The organism is Hymenobacter sp. 15J16-1T3B (assembly GCF_020711235.1).
In the GTDB taxonomy this organism is placed as follows: domain Bacteria; phylum Bacteroidota; class Bacteroidia; order Cytophagales; family Hymenobacteraceae; genus Solirubrum.
Genome location: NZ_JAJFAV010000001.1, coordinates 218,718 through 240,332 on the forward strand (window position 1 = coordinate 218,718; position 21,615 = coordinate 240,332).

General features: G+C 58.7%; 14 protein-coding genes. 3 read left to right on the plus strand and 11 right to left on the minus strand.

Translation table 11 applies throughout. The features are described 5' to 3' along the window. Nucleotides 1-49: 49 nt before the first annotated feature. From LJ737_RS00910 to LJ737_RS00950, 9 genes are all read right to left on the minus strand, one after another. Complete coding sequence (locus tag LJ737_RS00910; RefSeq protein WP_227761949.1) at nucleotides 50-4,723, minus strand: LamG-like jellyroll fold domain-containing protein; 4,674 nt, start codon at nucleotides 4,721-4,723, stop codon at nucleotides 50-52. Nucleotides 4,724-5,150: 427 nt separating this feature from the next. Further along, nucleotides 5,151-6,044 carry an ATP synthase F1 subunit gamma gene (gene atpG / locus LJ737_RS00915; protein WP_227761951.1) on the minus strand — a complete coding sequence of 298 codons (894 nt, stop codon included), beginning with the start codon at nucleotides 6,042-6,044 and terminating at the stop codon, nucleotides 5,151-5,153. 113 nt (nucleotides 6,045-6,157) lie between these two features. Then, nucleotides 6,158-7,741, minus strand: a complete 1,584-nt coding sequence (atpA, locus tag LJ737_RS00920; protein ID WP_227761952.1) for a F0F1 ATP synthase subunit alpha — start codon at nucleotides 7,739-7,741, stop codon at nucleotides 6,158-6,160. Nucleotides 7,742-7,750: 9 nt separating this feature from the next. Beyond that, nucleotides 7,751-8,308, minus strand: a complete 558-nt coding sequence (atpH, locus tag LJ737_RS00925; protein WP_227761953.1) for an ATP synthase F1 subunit delta — start codon at nucleotides 8,306-8,308, stop codon at nucleotides 7,751-7,753. Nucleotides 8,309-8,396: 88 nt separating this feature from the next. After that, nucleotides 8,397-8,888, minus strand: a complete 492-nt coding sequence (locus LJ737_RS00930) for a F0F1 ATP synthase subunit B (protein ID WP_227761955.1) — start codon at nucleotides 8,886-8,888, stop codon at nucleotides 8,397-8,399. A gap of 140 nt (nucleotides 8,889-9,028) precedes the next feature. Beyond that, nucleotides 9,029-9,289 carry an ATP synthase F0 subunit C gene (gene atpE, locus LJ737_RS00935; protein WP_111479763.1) on the minus strand — a complete coding sequence of 87 codons (261 nt, stop codon included), beginning with the start codon at nucleotides 9,287-9,289 and terminating at the stop codon, nucleotides 9,029-9,031. 75 nt (nucleotides 9,290-9,364) lie between these two features. Then, nucleotides 9,365-10,453: a F0F1 ATP synthase subunit A gene (gene atpB / locus LJ737_RS00940; RefSeq protein WP_227761957.1), complete on the minus strand. Its 1,089-nt coding sequence runs from the start codon at nucleotides 10,451-10,453 to the stop codon at nucleotides 9,365-9,367. 32 nt (nucleotides 10,454-10,485) lie between these two features. After that, nucleotides 10,486-10,893, minus strand: a complete 408-nt coding sequence (locus LJ737_RS00945) for a hypothetical protein (protein ID WP_227761959.1) — start codon at nucleotides 10,891-10,893, stop codon at nucleotides 10,486-10,488. An 85-nt stretch (nucleotides 10,894-10,978) separates the two neighbouring features. Continuing rightward, nucleotides 10,979-11,200, minus strand: a complete 222-nt coding sequence (locus LJ737_RS00950) for an AtpZ/AtpI family protein (RefSeq protein ID WP_227762941.1) — start codon at nucleotides 11,198-11,200, stop codon at nucleotides 10,979-10,981. Nucleotides 11,201-11,442: 242 nt separating this feature from the next. Here LJ737_RS00950 and porW point away from each other — a divergent pair, with 242 nt between their 5' ends. The 3 genes from porW to uvrC all read left to right on the plus strand — a co-directional run bounded on the left by porW (nucleotide 11,443) and on the right by uvrC (nucleotide 18,844). Next, nucleotides 11,443-14,412, plus strand: coding sequence for a type IX secretion system periplasmic lipoprotein PorW/SprE (porW, locus tag LJ737_RS27050; protein ID WP_227761961.1), 2,970 nt, complete (start codon nucleotides 11,443-11,445; stop codon nucleotides 14,410-14,412). A 103-nt stretch (nucleotides 14,413-14,515) separates the two neighbouring features. Continuing rightward, nucleotides 14,516-16,870 carry a penicillin-binding protein 1A gene (locus tag LJ737_RS00960; protein WP_227761970.1) on the plus strand — a complete coding sequence of 785 codons (2,355 nt, stop codon included), beginning with the start codon at nucleotides 14,516-14,518 and terminating at the stop codon, nucleotides 16,868-16,870. Between the two features lie 153 nt (nucleotides 16,871-17,023). Then, entirely contained in the window at nucleotides 17,024-18,844 is a 1,821-nt protein-coding gene (gene uvrC, locus LJ737_RS00965) for an excinuclease ABC subunit UvrC (RefSeq protein WP_227761972.1), read from the plus strand. A gap of 84 nt (nucleotides 18,845-18,928) precedes the next feature. On the opposite strand, the gene porN is transcribed toward uvrC, so the two are convergent. Both porN and porM read right to left on the minus strand, forming a co-directional pair. Further along, on the minus strand, nucleotides 18,929-19,915 hold the full coding sequence (porN, locus tag LJ737_RS00970) for a type IX secretion system ring subunit PorN/GldN (RefSeq protein WP_227761974.1): 987 nt from the start codon (nucleotides 19,913-19,915) through the stop codon (nucleotides 18,929-18,931). Between the two features lie 49 nt (nucleotides 19,916-19,964). Beyond that, a complete protein-coding gene (gene porM / locus LJ737_RS00975; protein WP_227761977.1) occupies nucleotides 19,965-21,557 on the minus strand; it encodes a type IX secretion system motor protein PorM/GldM in 1,593 nt (530 codons plus the stop codon). Nucleotides 21,558-21,615: the final 58 nt, after the last annotated feature.

Genomic DNA, 21,615 nt, shown 5'->3' on the forward strand with positions numbered 1-21,615 from the left:
GCCTCCCTAGCGGGAAGCGGGCCGATTCTCTGTTGCTTAATCTGCAGCGCTATTTGTTAATCAAACGTACAGCTTTGCTTCCGCTACGCACCATGTATACGCCGGCCGGCGCGCGCACAGGCAGCCGTAAGTAGACCGCCCCTGCGGCGTCTGCCTTGGCTCGGAGTAGCAGGTGTCCCTGCGTGTCGAGCACTTCTACTTCAGCGCCTGGGTATGCTCCTGTGAGGGTAGCCGCGCCCGGTGCCGGGTTGGGGTACACGACCAGTCGGGCCATTGCCTCACCCAAGTGCACGGTCTGTACGTTGGAATAGGCAAAAGTTGCGTCTTGGTCTACGATCCGCAGGCGGTAGTACAACACCCTAGCATTGGCCGGAAACGCTGTATCTATTAGATGATACGAGCACTGTGTTGTACTCGTGCCAACCGCTGCTACTGGCATTCCAAGAGCGGTGAACGTGCGCCCGTCGAGGCTTCGCTCCACTTGGAAATAGGCGCTGTTCTTTTCCTGTGCAGTCATCCAGGCCAAGCGTACCCCGGTCTGCCCTTGCCTCGTAGCGGTGAAGGAAGTTAGCTCCACGGGCAGTGGGGTTGCAACAGTAACGACGTTAGAGGTGGGTCCGGTCTCTCCCAGCACATTGTTCGTAGCGCGCACGCGGTAGAAATAAGAACCGACAGTGTCAGGCAAACCTGTCACCACATAATTACTAGCAGGAGCGGCTATCAGAAATGGAGAACCAGCAACGGGCGTTGCAAAATCGGCTGTAGTCGACACGTCGAGCACATAGCTCGTTACAGTGCCGAAAGCCGGAGCTGTCCAACTAGCGGTAAACTCGTTGGCGCCTGTGCCGGACGCAGCCGTGGCAACGGGTACCACCAACGCATAGCTACTTACCCAGTTTGACGTTGTGTTGCCACTGCTCAAGGCAAAGTTCGAAAGTGCAGCGACGTACGCGTTGGGGCTCAGGTCGTAGAGCGTTGTCAGACCAGCGTTGGCGCCACTGTTGACAGCAGCAAGAATACCTGCATCAAAGTTCAGGTACAGTTGCAGATTGGCCGACTGCGAGGGCATGACGCCTCGCAATTCGGTTTGAAGTTGTTCTAGACTGAGCGCTGCGTTGTAGATGCGAACCTCGTCGATACGGCCTGGCCAGTAGCTACCACCGCCGAGGTGGCCTATTCCCAGCTCGGCCAAAGGGCTGGCCGAGCGGTTATTGATGAGGGTGCGTTCAGCTACGCCATCCACGTAAATGGTTAGCTGGCCACCGTCGCGCACGCCGGCCAAGTGGTGCCAATGATTGTCGTTCAGTACGGAAGCTCCCTCGACAATGATGCCGCCCGAAACAGACAATGCTGCGTGCTGGTTCGTCATTCCCAACCAGTATTCTTCCCCATTGCCCGTGCTGCCCACCGCCACGTAGGTGCCACTGGTGCCGGCAGTACGTACCCAAGCTTCGATCGTGAAGTCGCCCGTACCAAAGCGGAACGCAGGGCTGGCCGGGACACTTACATAATCGTCTAGCCCGTCGAAAGCCAGAGCATTACCGGGGGCTGGTACCGTTTGAAACAGCGTGCTAGTAGTACTACCCGCAGTAGTACTGAGCGTGGTGATGCCGGAGGTCGGTGTGCCCGATGGCACCCGGAAGCTGATGCTGGTAGCCGTATTGTTAGTCAAGCTAGGTGTAGCATCTACCCCGTTAACGGTCAGAGCAGTAACACCGCTTAGATTGCTGCCCGTCACCGTCACCAACTGACCTACGCCGGCTGGGTTAGGATTAAAAGCACTGATGCTAGGGTCCGACAGGGTCAGCTTCGCTAGAAAGGCCGCTTGGGTAGTCGTGCCGCTCAGCGAGATACTGCCAAAGGCAGCTGGCAAGGCTACTGCCCCTCCTATCACCAGCTGATTGTTGCTATAACTAATAGAAGCGCCCAAATCGGTTCCAGCGCCCCCGCCAGCGGTAGCCCAATTATAAGTGACGTTGCTACCCGCATCTGTGTACTTAGCCACGAACACGTCAAGATTGGCGGTGGTACCGCTGCCGCTGAGCGCTACGCCACCGAACCGCACGCCTTGGGCGTTGGTGCTAGTAGTAGAGATGTTGCCCGATACATATAGATTGTTTCCGTTAAGAGCAATACGGTTTACCCTGTCGGCGCCGGTGCCCCCACCGGCTACTGCCCAGACTCCCGTCGCGTGGCTGCCAGCGTCAGTATACTTAGCAATGAAAGCGTCAGCGGTTAATGAGCTGCTGGCTCCGTTGAGCGTCACGCCGCCAAACTGCACTCCGTTGGCATTATTGCTATTGTTATTCGCATACCCCCCCACGTACAGGGTAGTTCCACTTACCGCAATACTGTTGCTTCCATCAATGCCTGCTCCGCCGCCGGCTGTACCCCAATTGTAGGTGACGCTGTTGCCCGCGTCGGTGTACTTGGTGATGAACACATCCTGATTGGTCGAAGTACCACTGCCGCTGAGCGGCACGCCGCCGAACTGCACACTTTGGCTGTTGGCGCTGGTATTGCTCATGATACCAACCATGTATACGCTGGTCCCATTCACGGCAATGCCGATGCCTTGGTCGGAGTTGGTACCGCCCCCAGCTACGGCCCAATTGTAGGTAGCACCGTTGCCTGTATCGGTATACTTAACAAGGAACGCATCAACACTGCTCGTAGCACTGGCTCCACTGAGCGGCACACCGCCGAATTGTACGGCTTTGCTGTTTGCACTATTGTTTGTTATATAGCCTGTGACGTATACGCTGCTCCCACTAACGGCAATGCCATTGCCAACATCACCATCCGCCCCTCCGCCGGCCATGGCCCAATTGCAAATCGCGCTGCTGCCTGCATCGGTATACTTGACCACGAAAACATCCAGACCAGAAGTGGCGCTAGCACCGGCAACGCTTACTTCACCGAACCGCACCGGAAAATCGGCACTAGCAGCTACAAATCCCGTAGCATATACGCTGTTGCCACTGACAGCAATACCAAACCCCATATCACCGCCGCCGCCACCACCGGATACTGCCCACGCCCACGTGCCGGTGGTCGAGCTCCATTTCGCAACAAACACATCAGAGGAGGCTTCGCTGACGAGTGTGGTGTTACCAAAGACCACTTGGCCGCTGAAATACCCTACTGAGAATACGTCACCGGCTGCGTTTGCCGCAGTGGCTTGCGTAATAGCGGTACCTGGGGCAGTACGAGAAAAGCTAGCGTACTGCCAAGCACCAGTAGCTGGATCAAGCGTGGCCTGCACAGTGCTATTGGGAGGCAGCATCTGCTCCGTATCAAAGCGATAGGAGTAAATATCAATAGCTATATTAACGTATAAAGCCGTTCGGCCCACAGCTAGGCTATAGCCAATTTCAGCACTGGCCCCACCCGTAGCAGTCACCCAGTTGCATGAGGCGTTATTACCTGCATCAGTGTATTTGGCTACGAATGCGTCAGCATTTGCAAGCCAATCCTTGCCACTAAGCGGGATGTTGCCGAACCGTACACCCTGCCCATCAGCGCTATCGTTGTATACATAACCAGTCACATACACGCTGGTACCGTCAACGGCAACGTCATAACTAATGTCGTTGCCAGACCCACCGCCGGTTACGGCCCAGTTATAACTCACACCGCTACCCGCATCGGTATATTTCGCGGTAAACATATTTAGGTTGGCGTTAGTCCCGCTTCCACTGAGCGGCATGCCCCCAAACTGCACCCCCTGGCTGTTAGCGCTAGTATTCGTTACGGTGCCAGTGATATACACACTGCTACCGTTGAGGGCAATGTTATTGCCTTGGTCGGCGCCAGTGCCACCGCCAGTCGTGGCCCAAGTGCACGTGGTGCTATTGCCCGCATCAGTGTATTTCACCAGGAACGCATCCCAACTGATTGCAGTACTGGCTCCATTGACCGTAACGCCGCCAAACTGTACCGCCCTACTATTAGAGCTATTATTTGTTACTGCACCCGTAACGTACACACTATTCGCATCGGCGACAATAGCATTACCGATGTCATCACCTGCGCCCCCCCCGATGGAGGCCCAGTTGTAGGTAGCGTTGCTGCCGGCATCGGTATACTTAACTACGAACACATCTAACCCGGAAGTAGCACCGGCTCCGTTAAGTGCAGTATTGCCGAACTGCACATTCTGGGCGTTAGCAAGGTTGTTCGTTACGTTGCCCGTGATGTACACGCTGCTCCCGCTCACAGCAACGCCATTCCCAGTGTCGTTGCTAGCTCCACCACCGGTTACAGCCCAGTTATAGGTGACGTTACCACCTACGTCGGTGTATTTAGCAACAAACACGTCTCTAGTTGCGAAGCCGCTAGTTCCATTAAGTGCAGTATTGCCGAACTGCACGTTCTCGCTGTTGGCAAGACTGTTTGTCACATAGCCCGTGACGTACACGCTGCTCCCACTTACGGCAATGCCCCAACCTTGGTCGCTGCCAGTACCACCGGCGCGCACAGCCCAGACCCAGGCTCCGGAAGCCGCATTCCACTTGGCGATGAAGACGTCATTGAAACCAGCGCTGACCAGGGTGGTGCTACCGAAAGCTACCTGCCCACTGAAATGACCGACCAAGAGCACGTCTCCAGCCGCATTTACCACTGTGCCGCGCGTAATAGCTGTACCCGAAGCCCCAGTAGTCTGTTCCGACGATAAAGCTATTTCCCAGGCTGGTGCCTGCGCCCAGCTCAATTGTGGCATAGCCAACAATAAACAAACCCCAAACCAGGACATCAGGGCCCAGTAATTCCTCCAAAGAAGGCACAAATGCTTCATGCGATAAGTAGAGCAACGATGTAGAACCGTAGCCAGCACCAGGGTAGCTTCACTGGCCGAAATATTTACCAATTAGAACGCCCTAAAGATAGGGTTATCCAACTGGGTGAGGTCGGCAACTTATTGGCTGACAGCAAAGCGTAATTCTTTGATGAATGGAAAGCCAGTCGCTGCAAGTAGCAAAGCCAATAATTGGACGGAGCTACCATAGCGCACTGGTCTCACTGATATTTTGCCGTATTAGTGTGGGGCTTCGAGGAGCTGGCCGGGCGGCAGTACATGCACTTGTAACAACAAACCGGCCCGCCTCCCTAGCGGGAAGCGGGCCGGCTTCGGTCTTGTAAGGCCGGTTCTAGCGGCTGGCTGCCAGTGCCTCAGCGCCGCCCACGATTTCGAGAATCTCGTTCGTAATGGCGGCCTGACGGCCCCGGTTGTAGGTCAGCTTAAGGGCCTTGAGCAGTTCACCGGCGTTTTCGGTGGCTTTGTCCATGGCCGTCATGCGGGCGCCGTGCTCCGAGGCGTTGCTTTCCAGCACGGCCTTGTAGAGTTGAATCTTCAGCGAGGTCGGAATCAGGCTCTCGACGATTTCCTCCTTGCTCGGCTCGAAGATGTAGTCCACATTCGAGGTAGCAGCGGTGGTCGTAGCGGATTCAGCGGGCGGGAGGATGGGCAGTAACTGCTCGGCGCGAATGATCTGCGTGGCAACGTTCTTGAACTCGTTGTACACGATGACCACTTGGTCGAACTGTCCTTCGCGGAAACCGGCCATGGCCTGCTCCGCGGCTACGCGCACCGTATCGAACGACAGCTGCTGGAACACGTGGGTGTAGTTGCCCACCAGCTCGCCGCGGCGCCCGAAGTAGTCATGGGCCTTACGGCCGATAGCCATGATGCTCACGCCACCGTTGGCGGCTTGGGTGGCGTAGCGCTCCTGAACAACCTGGTTCACACCCTTGAACACGTTGCTGTTGAAAGCACCGGCCAAGCCGCGGTCCGAGGTAATGGCAATGATGAGCACGCGGCGCACTTCGCGCTGCACGCCGTAGCCACCGGTCACGTCGGCATCAGCTCCCTGCGAGAGGTTGCTCAGGATGCCGTTGAGCCGCTGGGCGTAGGGCCGCATGCGCATGATGTTGTCCTGCGCGCGGCGCAGCTTGGCCGCCGCCACCATTTTCATGGCTTTGGTGATTTGCTGCGTCGAGCTGACCGACTGAATCCGGCCGCGGATTTCCTTTAAGTTAGCCATGCTTGCTAAAAAGAGTTGTCAGTTGCCGGTTGTCAGTTGTTAGTCTGGACGCCGCGGAGCCGGGCTCCGACGGGTCCTAACAACCCACAACTGACAACTGACGACTAGCTAGATTACTTGGCAGCGTACGAGGCCGACAGGTCGTTGATTACCTGGCGGATGGTGCCCGTGATGGTGTCGTCGAGCTTACCGGCTTTCAGGCCAGCCAGCACGTCGGCGTGACGGGTGTTCATCACCTGCGTGAACTCCTTCTCGAACTCGCGCACACGGTTTACCGGCACACGGTCCAAGAGGCCGTTAGTAGCAGCGTAGATGATGGCCACCTGGTCTTCCACCTTCACCGGCGAGAACTGGGGCTGCTTCAGGATTTCCAGGTTGCGACGGCCACGCTCGATGGTGAGCTTGGTCGAGGCATCCAGGTCCGAGCCGAACTTGGCGAAGGCTTCCAGTTCGCGGAACTGGGCCTGGTCCAGCTTCAGCGTGCCGGCCACCTTCTTCATCGACTTGATCTGGGCCGAGCCACCCACGCGCGATACCGAAATACCCACGTTGATGGCCGGACGGATACCCGAGTTGAACAGGTTCGTCTCGAGGAAAATCTGCCCGTCGGTAATCGAAATTACGTTGGTCGGGATGTACGCCGATACGTCACCAGCCTGGGTTTCGATGATGGGCAGAGCCGTCAGCGAACCGCCGCCCTTCACGATGCCTTTCAGGCTATCGGGCAGGTCGTTCATGTTGCGGGCAATGTCGTCCGAGGCGTTAACCTTGGCGGCACGCTCCAGCAAGCGGCTGTGCAGGTAGAATACATCGCCGGGGTACGCTTCGCGGCCCGGGGGGCGGCGCAGCAGCAACGACACTTCGCGGTAAGCCACAGCTTGCTTCGAGAGGTCATCGTACACCACGAGGGCCGGACGGCCGGTGTCGCGGAAGAACTCACCGATGGCAGCACCGGTGAAGGGCGCGAAGAACTGCATCGGAGCGGGGTCAGCGGCCGAAGCCGAAACCACCACCGTGTAGTCCATGGCACCGCCGCGCTGCAGCGAGTTTACGATCTGGGCTACCGTCGAGGCCTTCTGGCCGATGGCCACGTAGATGCAGAATACAGGCTCGCCGCGCTCGAAGAACTCGCGCTGGTTCAGGATGGCGTCAAGCGCAACGGTCGATTTGCCGGTCTGACGGTCACCGATGATCAGCTCGCGCTGGCCACGGCCGATCGGAATCATGGCGTCGATAGCCTTGATGCCGGTTTGTAGGGGCTCGTTTACCGGCTGGCGGAAGATTACGCCCGGGGCTTTGCGCTCCAGCGGCATGTCGTACAGCTCGCCGGCAATGGGGCCGCGGCCGTCGATGGGCTGGCCCAGCGTGTTGACCACGCGGCCCACGATGCCCTCGCCTACTTTGATCGAGGCAATCTTGTTGGTGCGGCGCACGGTGGCACCCTCGCGGATTTCCGAGTAGTCGCCGAGCATTACGGCACCTACGTTGTCTTCTTCGAGGTTCAAAACCAGTGCCTGCAGACCGTTCTCGAACTCAATCAGTTCACCCGACTGGGCTTTCGAGAGGCCGTAGATGCGGGCTACCCCGTCGCCAACCTGCAGCACCGTACCGACTTCTTCGAGTTCGGCTTCGGTCTTGAAATTGGACAACTGCTCCCGCAGAATGGCGGATACTTCATCCGGACGTACTTCTGCCATGATGCTGACTTATAGTTGGGCTTGGAAGGGGTTCTCTTTGAAGGTGGACCGCAGGCGGTTGAGGCGCGTGCGAACCGAGTCGTCGATCTGCCGGTCGCCGAGGCGGAGGACAAAGCCCCCGATCAGCGAGGGGTCCACGTGCTCTTTGAGGAGCACCTGGCCGCCGGTTTGATCTTGTACCAGACGCTCCACGTGGGCGCGGAGTTCCGGGGTGAGCGGGGTGGCCGTGGTCACGTCCGCCGATTGAATACCGCGCAGCTTGTTGAACTGGGCCAGGAATTCCGGGGCCACAAATTCCAACGCGTTTTCGCGGTTCTTTTGGGTAATGATGGTGAAGAACCGCATGGTCAGGTCCGACACCTTGCCGTCAAACAGCCGCCGCAGGATGGCCAGCTTCTTGTCGTGCTGCACGATGGGGTTGCGCAGCAGCAGGCGCAAATCGCGGCTGCCGTCCAAGGTGTTGCCGAACAGGTCCATGTCCTGTTTCACTGCATCCAGCGTACCCTGCTCATTCGCCAAATCCAGCAAGGACTTGGCGTAGCGGGCGGCGACTCGTAGTTCAGACATTGGGGAATGGTATTGAGTATTTGGTATTGAGTACTGAGTAGAGCGTCCCGGGAGAGAAGTCTAGCTACTCAATACTCCATACTCACTACTAGTTGAGTTTTACCTCTTGCAGGTAGTCGGTCACCAGCTGCTTTTGGGCGGTGGCATCCGTGAGTTCTCGGCGCAGGATGCGCTCGGCAATGTCGATGGACAGTTGCGCGGCCGTGTTTTTCACTTCGGCCAGAGCAGCTTGTTTCTCGTTTTGGATGGCTTCGCGGGCCTGCATGATCATGCGGGCGCCTTCGTCCGTGGCCTTCTGCTTGGCCGTCTCGATGAGCTGGTTGCTCATGGCGGCGGCTTCCTTCAGGATACGGTCGCGCTCCTGCCGGGCTTCGGCCAGCAGCTTTTCGTTGCCGGCCTTCAGAGCCTGCATTTCCAGCTTGGCCTGGTCGGCCTGGCGCAGGGCGCCTTCGATGCTCTCCTCCCGCTCGCTCAGGGCGGCCAGGATGGGCTTCCACGCGAAAGCGCGCAGAATGAGCAGCAGGATGATGAAGATGGCCAGCTGCCAAAACAGCAAGCCGAAACTAGGGTTGGTAAGCATGGTCGCTTAGCAGATTGCTAGGTGAGAAATGGGCCCCGCGCGGCGTCGCTACGGAGCCGCCCGAAACAACCCAATAACAGCATCTAGCCCGGCCCACCTGTTTTCTTGAGGAAAAGCAGGCGGCCGGGCCAGTTATGCTACTACTGCAGTTTCAGAGCAATCAGCAGGCAGACTACGACGGCGAACAGAGCTGCACCTTCAACGAGGGCCGCTACGATCAGCATAGCCGTCTGGATTTTGCCCGAAGCCTCGGGCTGGCGGCCGATAGCCTCCATGGCGCTGCCGCCAATGCGACCGATGCCGAGGCCGGCACCCAGGATAGCCAGGCCAGCACCGATACCAGCGCCCATTACGGCCAGACCAACAGCATTAACGACCTGCAGCAACAGAGTGAGAAGCATAAAACAGGGGTTTGGGGAGTGTGAAAAGGAAAAATTCGAAATGAAAAGGAAAAGCGAAGTGGGGTAGGCCGCCGCTTAGTGGGCGTGCGACACGTGGGCCGGCGCGTCGGCGTCGTCGCCGCCGATGCCGTAGTCGTGGTCATCGTGCTCCTCCACGGCGCCGCCGATGTACATGGCGGTCAGCAGCGTGAAGATGTAAGCTTGCAGCAGGGCCACCAGCAGCTCCAGGCAGTTGATGAACAAGCCGAAGGCCAGCGACAGCGGCGACACGGCCACCGTGTTGAAGATGAAGATCAGCGAGATGAAGCTCAGGATGATGATGTGACCGGCCGTGATGTTGGCGAAGAGTCGGACCATCAGGGAGAAGGGCTTCGAAATCACGCCGATGAGTTCCACCGGAATCATGATCGGGCGCAGCCACAGCGGTACCCCGGGCGTCCAGAAGATGTGGGACCAGTAGTACTTGTTGGAGCTGAACGTGGTGATGAGCAGCGTGATGAAGGCGAAAAGGAACGTGACGGCGAGGTTGCCGGTCAGGTTAGCGGCGCCCGGCAGCAAGCCCAGCAGGTTGTTGAACCAGATGAAGAAGAAGATGGTCAACAGGTAGGGCAGGTACTTCTTGTACTTGGGCCCGATGGCCTTCTTACCGATTTCGTCGCGGACGAAGAGGATAATGGGCTCGAAGAACGACTGCAGGCCCTTGGGCGCGCGGCCGTGGTTCTTCTTGTAACCACCAGCTACCGAAGTAAATACCAGGATGAGCAGCAGCACGCTGATCAGCATCGAGGCCACGTTCTTGGTGATGCTGAAGTCGTACACGGGCGAGCCGTCGACCGACTCCAGGTGCTCGTGCTCCAGCTTCAAGCCGTCGTAGCTTTCCTTAAACTCGTGACCGAAGCGGCTCGACGAGAACACCGACAGGCCTTTGCCGGGGCGGTAGGCGATGATGGGCAGCGGCAGCGTAACGTGCGATTCGCCAATGGAGGTAAAGTGCCATTCGTGCGAGTCGCCTACGTGGTGCAGAATCATCTCGCCGGCGTTGAACTTGCCCTCTTCCGTGGCTTCAACCTGCGTGTCAGCGGTGGTGGATACCTCTACGGGGTGCTCCTGCGCGAAAACGGGCAGGGTCAAAATCCAGAAGGCAAGGGCGAGAAACCGCTTCATTCAGAATGATTTAGGGTCAGATGAGTCCAAAACTATGCCTCCGAAGAGGGCTGTTTTGAAAACGGGCGCAAGTTAGTCACGACGTTCCAGACTTCAAACCCGGTATAGAGAAAATACAGAAGGAAGAACAGGCCCAAAAAAGTCCAAGTGCTGTGCCCCGCCTTGGCGCCGCCGCGCACTAAATAGGTTACAACGACTACTAAAGCGAGTACCAAGCGCAGGGCCGTGGTGCTGAACCAAGCCGTCATCAACGATTCCGGGTCGCGCTGAAAGGCCCGCCAGGTCAGCCAGAAGGTCAGCGCCGTCAGCACCACAAAGAACAGCAACAGCCAGTCCGCGCTCGGGTGCACCACCGTTTCGCCGTACTGCAGGCGCAGGCCATAGATGCCGGCGCCGAGCAGGATAGAGAAGATGAGCAAATTGCGAAGGAAGCGGTTCATCGGGGCGTAGCGCGGGTGAGCGGCGGGCGCAGAGGTCAAAGAGCGGGACTTGGGGCAGCCGTAAGGAAATCGGCCGCTGAAGAGTTCATTTGTCGCTGGAAACGCTGCGAATGATCTGGTACATGGCCGCGAAGACGCCCAGTAAAGACAGCACCACCGTGGCCCAGGGGCTCCAGCCGTACTTCTCGTCGAGCCAGACACCGAGCCAGACGCTGAGGCCGATGGTGACCAGCATTTGCATGCCCACGCCGGAGTAGCGGGCCAGTTGGCTCGTGCTTTTCTTGGGCGGGGGCGTCGACTCGGGCATGAATTTCAAATGAAGGCTGCAAAGGTACGCCAGGATTGCCAAATCAGCAGCCAACCCGCACTAAATGAGGCCGAATCCGGCAACGCCCGGGCCAGAGCAGGTAAATTCGCGTACTTTTAGCTGATTTGCGGCGTTGTAGGTGGTCGGGAACGGCTGCTTCAGCAGCTGCCCCGTCGCTGAACAAAAGGGCTGCCCAACAGCGTTTTCCCCGCAACTCATCCATCCACCGCTTGCTGCTGCCCGTGCCGAATCCCGCGCGTTTTGCTTTATCCTCCGTTTGTGGCCTGTTCGTGGCCGGCACGGCCCTGCTGCTGAGCGGCTGCTCGGCCGAGCGGCACAACGTGGTGGCCCGTGCTTACCAGAACATCACGGCCCGCGACAATGGCTACTTCCTGGCCCGCGAGAAGATGCGCGCCGAGGAAGCCAAGCTTTATAAGGAGCGCCCCAACGACTACAACCGCGTGCTGCCGCTGTTTCCGGTAGTTGACTCCGTGAAGGCGCTGAGTTTGACGGCGGCCATGGACGAGGTCGTGAAGAAGGCCTCCATCCCGGTGGTGCGCCGCAGCACCAGCGACTGGACCGACGACGCGTACATTCTGATCGGCAAGACCCGTTTCTACAAACGCGAGTTCGAGGAAGCCACCAAGACGTTTAAGTACGTCAACACCACCAGCAAGGACGCCAACGCCCGGCACGAGGCGCTGATCTGGCTGATGCGCACCTACATGGTGACCAAGCAGTGGGATAATGCCTCGTCGGTTTCGGACTTGCTGGACAAGGAGGAAGGCACGGAAGCCAACGCCCGGGAGCTGTTTCTGACCCGTGCCGAGTACTACTTGCACGAGGGCGAAGAGCAGTTGGCCATTGCCAACATCCGCAAGGCCATTCCTTACATTCCGAAAAAGGATGAGCGCAGCCGCACGCGCTACATTCTGGCCCAGCTGTACCAAAACAACGGGCAGGACAAGGAAGCCTACGCCGAGCTGAACAAGATTCTGAAGCGCAACCCGCCCTACGAGCTGGATTTCTTCTCCAAGCTGATGCTCGGGCAGGTGTCGGACCTGAACCAGCAGGACCGGACCCGCCTCGACAAGTACTTCAGCAAGCTGCTAAAGGACCCCAAGAACAAAGAGTACCGCGACAAGATCTACTACGAAATGGCCCGGCTGGACTACCGCCAGCAGCATTTCGACTCGGCCCTCAAGCTGGTCAACCAATCGGTGCGGACCAATACCACCAACAAGGCGCAGCGCGGCTACGCTTACTTGCTGGCCGGGCGCATCTACTACGAGAACCTGCGTAAGTACCAGCTGGCGGCGGCCTACTACGACAGCACCACCCAAAGCCTGCCGCGCGAAACGCCGGGCTACGCCGCCATTCAGGAGCGGGCCACCATCCTGAAGGACTTCGCCCAGCAGCTGACCATCATCCAGACCCAGGACAGCCTGCTGACGCTGGTGCGCCTCGACACGGCGGCGCTGCGCGGCCGGCTGACGGCCTACGCCGACGCGGAAATGCTGCGCCGCAAGCGTGAAGCCGAGCGGCAGGCGGCCTTGGCCGCTCGCAGTGCCAACCAGACCGGTACCGGCCAGGACCCGACCCGCACCGGCAACTCGGAGGTGGACCCGCTGGCCTTTGCTACCAACAACACCGGCCGGGCGTGGTACTTCGACAACCCGCAGGCGCTGAGCACGGCCCGCGGCGACTTTGAGCGCCGTTGGGGCAACCGCCCGCTCACCGACAACTGGCGCCTGAGCAGCTTGGCCACCACCGGCGCTCCGACGCCGGGCGCGGGCGCCCCGGTAACGGTGGGTGGCGCCGGCAACTCGGCCATTAATCCCGCCGGCAACGCCTCGGCCCAGCAGGCCACGCCGCAGGACGAACAGGCCGCACTCATCGCGGAGTACCGCCAGAGCCTGCCGTTCACGGCTTCGCAGCAGCAGCAATCCGAAGCGCAGATCCAGGAAGCCTTGTTTGCACTTGGGGCCATTTACAACCAGCAGCTGCGGGAGCCGGTCAACGCCATCCAGACCTACGAGCAGCTCCTGCAACGCTTCCCGAAGGGGCCGCACACGGTCGAAACCTACTACTCGCTGTATTTGCTTTACAAGGAGCAGAACGACCCCAAAGCCGAGCAGTACGCCCAGCGGCTGCGCACAGAATTCCCGAATTCCTCTTACGCTCGCTTGGTGGCCGACCCCGAATACCTGCGCCGCGCCTCGCTGGCCAACGAACAGATGACCGTGCGACTCGACTCGGCATTTGCGTTTTACAAAAAGCAGGAGTTCCGCAAGGCCAACGCCACGCTGCTGCGGGCCCGCAAGCTGAACCCGCAAACCGACTTAGACGACCGCGCAGAGTATTTGGCCGCCCTGCTGATCATTCGCACCCAGCCGCCGGCCGCCCACAAAGCGGCGCTGACCGCCTTCGTGAAGAAGTACCCCGAAAGCGCTCTGGCCCCGCGCGCCCAGGAGCTGCTGCAGAGCTACACCAAATACGAATCGGGGCAGTTGGCCGGTGCCCTGGCGTCGACGGAAAAGCCGGTAGTGTCGTTCTTCCGCCCCGGCGAGGTCGACAACCGCATGCGCATCGACTACGACGAGCCGCTGCCCAAGCCGGTGGTGCCGACGCCGGCCCAGCCGAAGCCCGAGACGCCGAAGGAAGCAGCCCCGGCGGCGTCTCCGGCGGGCACAAGCCCCGGTGCGCAGCCGGCCGCCCCGGCTACCGGCAAGCCGACGGATAAAGCCCCCGATAAGACTGCTACGCCGCCCGCTTCGCCTTCGGTCCCGGCTTCTGCAACTCCGGCTACCGCGCCGGCACCGGCCCCTGAACCGTCCCCTTACGCCTTTAACCTCGCAGCGCCGCACGCCGTAGCCATTGTTTTCCCGAAGGATGCCGCCGCTTTCAACGACCTGCAGGCCCAGCTAACTGCGTATAACAACCGCTTCTTCAAGGCCAGCAACCTGCAGATTCAGGTGCAGCCGCTGGGTGCTACGCAGCAAGTGGTGGTGGTGCAGCCCTTTGCCAACAACAAGGTGGCGCAGAACTACGCCTTGAAGCTGCGCGGCCCCCAAGGCCCGCTGCTGAAACTGCGCAATGCGGGTTACCAATCGTTCCAGATTGGTATTGATAACCTGCCCGTGTTGCTGACGCGCGGCAATCTGGAGGAGTATCAACGCTTCGCCCAGCCTGTTTACTCTGGTAAAAATTGAGAATAAGCCGCCGAAAACTGGTACGCCAGTCCGGGCTCATGCTCGGGCAACTAACTGGCTACCAGTTTTTAATTCTCAGTTTTTCAATCTTTAATTCCCCTCAATGCCTACCGTTTCGCGGTCCAAACCTGCTTTTCGGGCCAAGCCCAACCGCCCCGAGCGTTTCGGCGCCCTGACGCGCACCCTGTGGGTGCTGTTCGGAGCCGGCGTGCTGGGTTCCATTCTGTACGTACTGGCCGTCAGCGTCAACTTCCTGAACCTGTTCGGGAGCATGCCCAACCTGCGCACGCTGGAAAACCCCAAGAGCGAACTGGCGTCGGAAGTGTACTCGGCCGATGGCGTGCTGATGGGCAAGTACTTTCGCGAAAACCGCACGCCCGTCGACTATAACGACCTGCCCCAGCACCTCGTCGATGCTTTGGTAGCAACCGAAGACACGCGCTTCGAGCAGCACTCCGGCATCGACGCCAAAGCCATGACCCGCGTGGCGGGCGGCATCCTAACCGGGGGCGCGCTGGGCAAGAGCGGCGGCGGCTCGACGCTGACCCAGCAACTGGCCAAGCTGCTGTTCCGCACCCGCGAAGACCTCAACGACGGCCTGCTCAACGACGTGCCGGGCCTGCGCATGCTCATCACCAAGACCAAGGAATGGATTTTGGCGGTGCGGCTGGAGCGCAACTACACCAAGCGCGAAATCCTGCGCATGTACCTGAACCAGGCCGAGTACGGCTCCAACGCCTACGGCATCTTTACGGCGGCAAAGACCTTCTTCAACAAGAAGCCCCAAAACCTGACGCTGGAAGAATCGGCGCTGCTGGTGGGCCTGGTGAACGGCCCGACGTGGTTTAGCCCGGTGCGTAACCCCGAGCGCAGCAAAAAGCGCCGCGACTGGGTGCTGAGCCAGATGCGCAAGTACCAGTACCTCGACGAGGCGGCGTACACCAAAGCCTTGGCCAAGCCCATCAAGCTCGATTACAAGGTCGAAAACCAGAACGAGGGCATTGCGCCCTATTTCCGAGTGGAAGTCAGCAAGATGCTGCGCTCCTGGGCCAAGGAAACCGACCATGACCTGTACGCCGACGGTCTGAAGATTTACACCACCATCGACTCGCGCCTGCAGAAGTACGCCGAAACGGCCGTGGCCGACCACATGAGCCTGCAGCAAAAGTGGTTCGACGCCCATTGGAAGGGCCAGCAGCCTTGGCGTGACGAAAACGGCCGGCTCATTCCCAACTTCCTGAGCACTTCCATCAAGCGCACCGAGCGGTACCGCGCCCTGCAGGCCCGCTTCCCCGACCACCCCGACTCGGTGAAGTACTACCTGAACAAGAAGTACCGCATGAAGGTCTTCACCTGGAAGGGCGGCGAGAAGGAAGTGCTGATGTCGCCGATGGACTCTCTGGCCTACTACAAGCGGCTGCTGCACGCCGGCTTCATGGCCATGAACCCGCTCAACGGGCAGGTGAAGGCTTGGGTGGGCGGCATCAACTTCAAGTACATCAAGTACGACCACGTCAAGCAGGGCAAGCGGCAGCCGGGCTCCACGTTCAAGCCCTTCGTGTACGTAGCGGCCATCGACCGCGGGTACTCGCCCTGCTACCAGCGCCCCGACATTGCCACCACTTTCCCGGCCGTAGCTGGCCGGCCCGCCTATACGCCCAAGAACTTCGAAGGCAGCTTCTCGGGCCGCACGTTCACCCTGCGCCAAGCCCTGGCCCGCTCCATGAACTCCATCACCGCCTGGCTGGTGAAAGAAATCGGCCCGGAAGACGTGGTGAAATACGCCCAGCGCCTCGGCATCACCTCCCCCATCGAGGCCGTGCCCGCCGTGGGCTTCGGCTCCTCCGACGTGAGCATCTACGAGCTGTCGGGCGCTTATAGCACCTTCGTGAACAAGGGCGTGTGGACGGCTCCGATGATGGTCACGCGCATCGAGGACAAGAACGGCAACGTGCTGCGCGAATTCGTGCCGCAGACCAAAGAAGCCCTCAGCGAGGAAACGGCCTACCTGATGACCTACATGATGCGCGGCGCGGTGGAGGAAAAGGGCGGCACGTCCATCATCCTGCGCGGCGGTTTCAAGTTCCCGAACCAGATTGCGGCCAAAACCGGCACCACCTCGAATTACTCGGACGCCTGGTTTATGGGCATGACGCCGAACCTGGTGTGCGGCATGTGGGTGGGGGGCGAAGACCGTAGCGTCCACTTCCGCACCGGCGCCTACGGCCAAGGCTCCCGCCTCGCGCTGCCCATCTACGGCATCTTCATGCAGCAGGTGTACAAGAACAACAAGGCCAAGGACCTCGACATCGATACCAAAGATTTCCCCATGCCCAGCAAGCCGCTCAGCATCGAAATCGACTGCTCGAAGTACTACGGCGGCCAGCGCGACACCATTCCGTACGAGCAGAAGATGAACCAGACCGACCTGCAGGACATCGACCGGGACAACATTTAAGCCCGGCAATTCTGCTCCGCAAATAGCCGACGTGGCCGGGATTTCCCGGCCACGTTTTTTGTTTAACTCGTACCAGCTTTTACGCCGACGTGTAGGCCTCCGGCTTACAGTCACGGCGTGTTTAGCCATCCGTTTCCGCCTAACCCTCCCTACATGGCTGCCCAAGCTCACCTGCAAGAGCAAATCCGTCAGTTGCCGCACCGCCCGGGCATCTACAAGTACTTCGACGTCGAGGATACCATTATCTACGTCGGCAAGGCCGTGGACCTCCGCAAGCGCGTTAGCAGCTACTTCACCAAGCAGGACCACAACAAAAAGACGCAGCAGCTGGTCAAGAACATCCACCGCATCGAATTCACCATCGTGGACTCGGAGTCGGATGCCTTCCTGCTTGAAAACAACCTCATCAAGCAGCACCAGCCCAAGTATAACATCCTGCTCAAGGACGGCAAGACTTACCCGTTCATCTGCATTACCAACGAGCGGTTCCCGCGGGTGCTGCCCACGCGCAACAAAATCAACGACGGCTCGCGCTACTACGGACCCTACGCCACGGGCACGGGCCTGAACGTCATTCTGGAGCTGATACGAGCTCTGTACCCACTGCGCACCTGTACGTACAACCTGAGCCCGGAAAACGTGGCTGCCGGCAAATACAAAGTGTGCCTTGAGTACCACATCGGCAACTGCAAGGGCCCCTGTCAGGATTTGATCGACGAGGACAGCTACAATCAGCACATCCAGCAGATCCGAAACATCCTCTCCGGCAACCTCACGGTGGCGAAGAACTACTTCAAGGACCGCATGATGCAAGCGGCCACGGAGCAGCAGTACGAGCTGGCCCATCAGTTCAAGACCAAGCTCGACAAGCTCGATGACTTCCAGGCCAAGAGCACCATCGTCAATCCGTCGCTGTCCAACATCGACGTGTTCAGCATTGCATCCAACGAGAAGTCCGCTTTCATCAATTACCTCAAGGTGATGAACGGCTCCATCATCCAGACGCAGTCGGTGGAGGTGCAGAAGAAGCTCGACGAAACCGACGCGGAAATCCTCGCGCCCATGGTCATGCAGATGCGCCAGGAGTTTGAGAGCGAGTCGAAGGATATTCTGGTTAACGTGGAGCTGCCCGAATTGCCCCTGCCCGGCGTGAAAGTGGCCGTGCCCGAAATCGGCGACAAGCGCAAACTGCTCAACCTCTCCATCAAAAACGTGCTGTACCTGCGCAAGGAGAAGGAGTCGATGAACGAGAAGTCCAAGGACGTAAACGAGGTACGCATCCTCGAAACGGCCAAGAAGGATCTGCACCTGAAGGAGCTGCCGCGCCACATCGAGTGCTTCGACAACTCCAACTTCCAGGGCGACAACCCCGTGGCAGCCATGGTGTGCTTCCGCAATGCCAAGCCCAGTAAGAAGGACTACCGCCACTTCCACATCAAGACCGTCGTCGGCCCCAACGACTTCGATTCCATGTACGAAATCGTCACGCGTCGCTACCGCCGCTTGCTCGACGAGGGTGCCAGCCTGCCCCAGCTCATCATTGTCGACGGTGGCAAGGGCCAGCTTGGCATGGGCGTCAAGGCGCTCAAAGACCTCGGCCTGTGGGGGCAGATTCCCATCATCGGCATTGCCAAGCGCCTCGAGGAAATCTACGTGCCTAACGACCCGCTACCTCTCTACATCGACAAGAAGAGCGAGACGTTGCGCCTTATCCAGCGCATGCGCGACGAAGCCCACCGTTTCGGCATCACCTTCCACCGCTCCCGCCGCGACGCGGCCACGCTTAAAACCGAGCTTACCGACGTGAAAGGCCTCGGCCCCGTCACGGCTGACAAGCTTTTGAACAAGTTCAAGTCGGTAAAGAAGATCAAAGAACTTACCGAGTCGGAATTGATTGCCGAAATCGGCAAAGCCAAAACCAAAGTCCTGCTCGACTACTTCGCCAGCCAGGAACAATCATCCGACGCTAGCTAACAACTGCGCGTTGAGCTAAAAAGCAAAAGCCCCCGCCAAATCTGGCGGGGGCTTTTGCTTTGTTGGTAAGTCCGTACTGGAAGCTTAGAAGCTCCACAGGCTGTACTCGTAGTCAATCAGGTCCGAAGCAGCCTGCGAGGCTGCCAGAATGCCCTGACGCTGGTCACCGTAGATTTCGTCGAGACGCTGGTCACCCGGGTTCGACACCTTCACGATGTAGGAGTTGAACAGCCACAGTTCGAACGCGTCAGCCAGGTTTTTGTGCTGGGCATCGTTCTGCGGGTTGAACCAGATAGCCTTGTCCGGGTTGGCGCGGAACACTTTCACCAGGTCGCTGTACTTGAACGTGCCGATAGGCTTATCGATACCAGCAGTGTTACCCGGAGCCGTTGCCGGCACCACCAGCGTGATGGTCTTGATGTCGTGATACATTCTCGACCGTTTCTTGTCGAAAATCATATCCTCTTTCAGTTCCAGCTGGTACAGGTCTTTCGGACGGTACTCGTAGCTCGGGGGCGCAGCCGGCTTCGGCGGCTCCACAGCTACGGTTTGGTAGATGATCTTACCTTTCTTGTCCTTCAACGGCTTGCCGTTGGCACCTAGCTTAGGCACGCGCTTGGTCGTAGCAGCAGCACCCTTGGAGCCCGACTTAGCCGGAGCACCCCAGGCGTCTCCGCCACCGCCACCCCAGCTGTCGTCTTCTTTCAGACCAGCTGCCTTCTCTTCATCCGACAGGCCTTGGCTCTGCTCAGCGTACGAAGAGTTGTTTTTTACCTCGTCGGAGGTAAAGGACGAGGTCAGCGAGTCGTTACGGTAAGCCGGCAGTTCACCGCGCTTCACGGCATCCAGAATCACGCGGGTGATTTCCTTGCCTTCCGAGAACATCGGCTTGTTCTGCTTCTCGCGCAGGTCAATCTGGCGCCAGATGGTTTTGCGGAACATAATGTCCGAGCTCGGAATCGGCCGGTAGGAACCATTGCTGCTAGCAGTGGTAGCCTGTTCCTGAGCCGACGCCGATACCGACAACGTCAGACCAACCGCCAGCGCGGCTAAGGAAGTGTACTTGTTCATGTGAGGAGAAAGATAAAAGGCAGCTAGTTGGTTCAACCGGCTGAGCGGATTACAGCAGCGGCACGTTGAATTGCTTCGTCATGCGCACTTCCTCCTGCTCGCCGCGGAAGTTCATGCGACGCACTTCCTTCACTTCGATGTACAGACGGTCACCTTCGCGAGCCGAGTTTACAACGTTGGTCAGGTTAGCATCCGGGCCTTCGAAGGTCATCGTCGGGATGGCCGGACGACGGCCACGCACCAGCGTTACTTCGTAGCGGGTCACGCGGAAACGAGCATCTTCGGGCAAGAAGTTGGCGAAGCCCTGGTCCGGCACAGCGCGCAGGCTCAGGTTGCGCACGGCCGTAATCGGCGTGCCTTGCTTCTCGTTAGCCTCGCGGCCACCAACGATGCACTTGATGTCGGGCTTGGGAATCGGACGAACCTTGAAGGTCTGCGAACCGATGGCGTTGCCGTTGCTGCTTACGTTCAGGGTTACTTCACCCGAATTCGGCACCAGCGTTACTTCACCGGTCTTCGCACCGCTGATAACCTGGGCACCCGAAGCCGAGAAGCCCGGCTTGTAGTTAGCACCCAGCGCCGGCACAGTTACCGTCAGCTTGTTGCCGCACTTGAAGTACAGCGCCTGCACCGAGGCCGACTGGATTTGCATCACGGGCTTGGTCACCATGTAAGGTACTTCTACCTTAAACGTGGTATCGCGGCCATTATTTTTGATGCGAACCGTACCGGTCCAAGTTTTCTTGGCAACACCCTCGGCATTGAAAGCACCCGGCGTAGCCGTGAACTCAATTTTGCCTTTGCCATCCGGGCCCACCTGCAGCGGCGAACCGTTCAGGGTCATCGAGGGACGCATGCCCGTGGCCGAAGCCGTCAGGAACAGCTCAGCCTTGTACTTGGTGCCAGCAGCTACCGTGTTCGACTCAGCGCTAGCGAAAGCACCAATTTTGTCGAATACGATGATCTGACCACCTACCTGCTTCGACAGCTCCGACAGAGCATCTGATTCGTATTTCAGAACCTCAGCTTCTTTTTGCGACAGCACAGCTAGAGCGGCCACCAGCGGGGTGTTCTCGAAGTTCAGCTCCGCGAAGTTTTTGCTCTTCTGCGACTGTTCTGTAACACCCGGGTCTTCCTTAGCATCCAGTGCCAGAGGAGTTGCAGCCGGTACGATGTTCTTGATGTAAGACGAATAGCCATTCAGCTCGTCCTTCATCTTGTAAGCCAGACCGTTCTTGCTGGGGCCGAGCATGGTGATGGCGACTTTGTCCTCCATGCTCATGTTCTTGTAGGCATTGTTGCCTTTCCCAGCCTTACCGTTTTCGGTAGCTACGAGCAGTTTGTCGCGCACATCTTGCAGATATGCAATAACCTGCTTCGTCTTTTCGCGCACTTCCTCGCCCTTCTTCAACACTGCCACGTCCTTGGGCAGGTTATGGTTCTTCTCGACTTGCGCTTTGATGCCTTTTACTGCACCATCGTTAGCCGTCGACACCTTTTGGTTGATGGTCGACAAGCTGTCGTCGAGGAACTTGAATTTGAGGAGAATTGCGGAGTTTACTTGCAGCGCGAGAAGGGCAGTCAGTACCAAGTACATCATGCCGATCATCTTTTGCCGCGGTGTTTCTTTACCTCCCGCCATTGTATTGGATTCCTATAAAAGAGACCTGGGTGGATGTTGAGAACCAATTCCTAACGTG

What these genes read in the sequence shown, in the direction of transcription:
- atpE (WP_111479763.1), bottom strand. Translation starts at nt 9,289, where the DNA reads ATGCTTCTCACTCTGTTGCTGCAGGTCGTTAATGCTGTTGGTCTGGCC.
- LJ737_RS00945 (WP_227761959.1), bottom strand. Translation starts at nt 10,893, where the DNA reads ATGAACCGCTTCCTTCGCAATTTGCTCATCTTCTCTATCCTGCTCGGC.
- LJ737_RS00910 (WP_227761949.1), bottom strand. Translation starts at nt 4,723, where the DNA reads ATGCCACAATTGAGCTGGGCGCAGGCACCAGCCTGGGAAATAGCTTTA.
- porN (WP_227761974.1), bottom strand. Translation starts at nt 19,915, where the DNA reads ATGAACAAGTACACTTCCTTAGCCGCGCTGGCGGTTGGTCTGACGTTG.
- LJ737_RS00960 (WP_227761970.1), top strand. Translation starts at nt 14,516, where the DNA reads ATGCCTACCGTTTCGCGGTCCAAACCTGCTTTTCGGGCCAAGCCCAAC.
- atpA (WP_227761952.1), bottom strand. Translation starts at nt 7,741, where the DNA reads ATGGCAGAAGTACGTCCGGATGAAGTATCCGCCATTCTGCGGGAGCAG.
- atpB (WP_227761957.1), bottom strand. Translation starts at nt 10,453, where the DNA reads ATGAAGCGGTTTCTCGCCCTTGCCTTCTGGATTTTGACCCTGCCCGTT.
- atpH (WP_227761953.1), bottom strand. Translation starts at nt 8,308, where the DNA reads ATGTCTGAACTACGAGTCGCCGCCCGCTACGCCAAGTCCTTGCTGGAT.
- porM (WP_227761977.1), bottom strand. Translation starts at nt 21,557, where the DNA reads ATGGCGGGAGGTAAAGAAACACCGCGGCAAAAGATGATCGGCATGATG.
- atpG (WP_227761951.1), bottom strand. Translation starts at nt 6,044, where the DNA reads ATGGCTAACTTAAAGGAAATCCGCGGCCGGATTCAGTCGGTCAGCTCG.
- uvrC (WP_227761972.1), top strand. Translation starts at nt 17,024, where the DNA reads ATGGCTGCCCAAGCTCACCTGCAAGAGCAAATCCGTCAGTTGCCGCAC.
- LJ737_RS00930 (WP_227761955.1), bottom strand. Translation starts at nt 8,888, where the DNA reads ATGCTTACCAACCCTAGTTTCGGCTTGCTGTTTTGGCAGCTGGCCATC.
- LJ737_RS00950 (WP_227762941.1), bottom strand. Translation starts at nt 11,200, where the DNA reads ATGCCCGAGTCGACGCCCCCGCCCAAGAAAAGCACGAGCCAACTGGCC.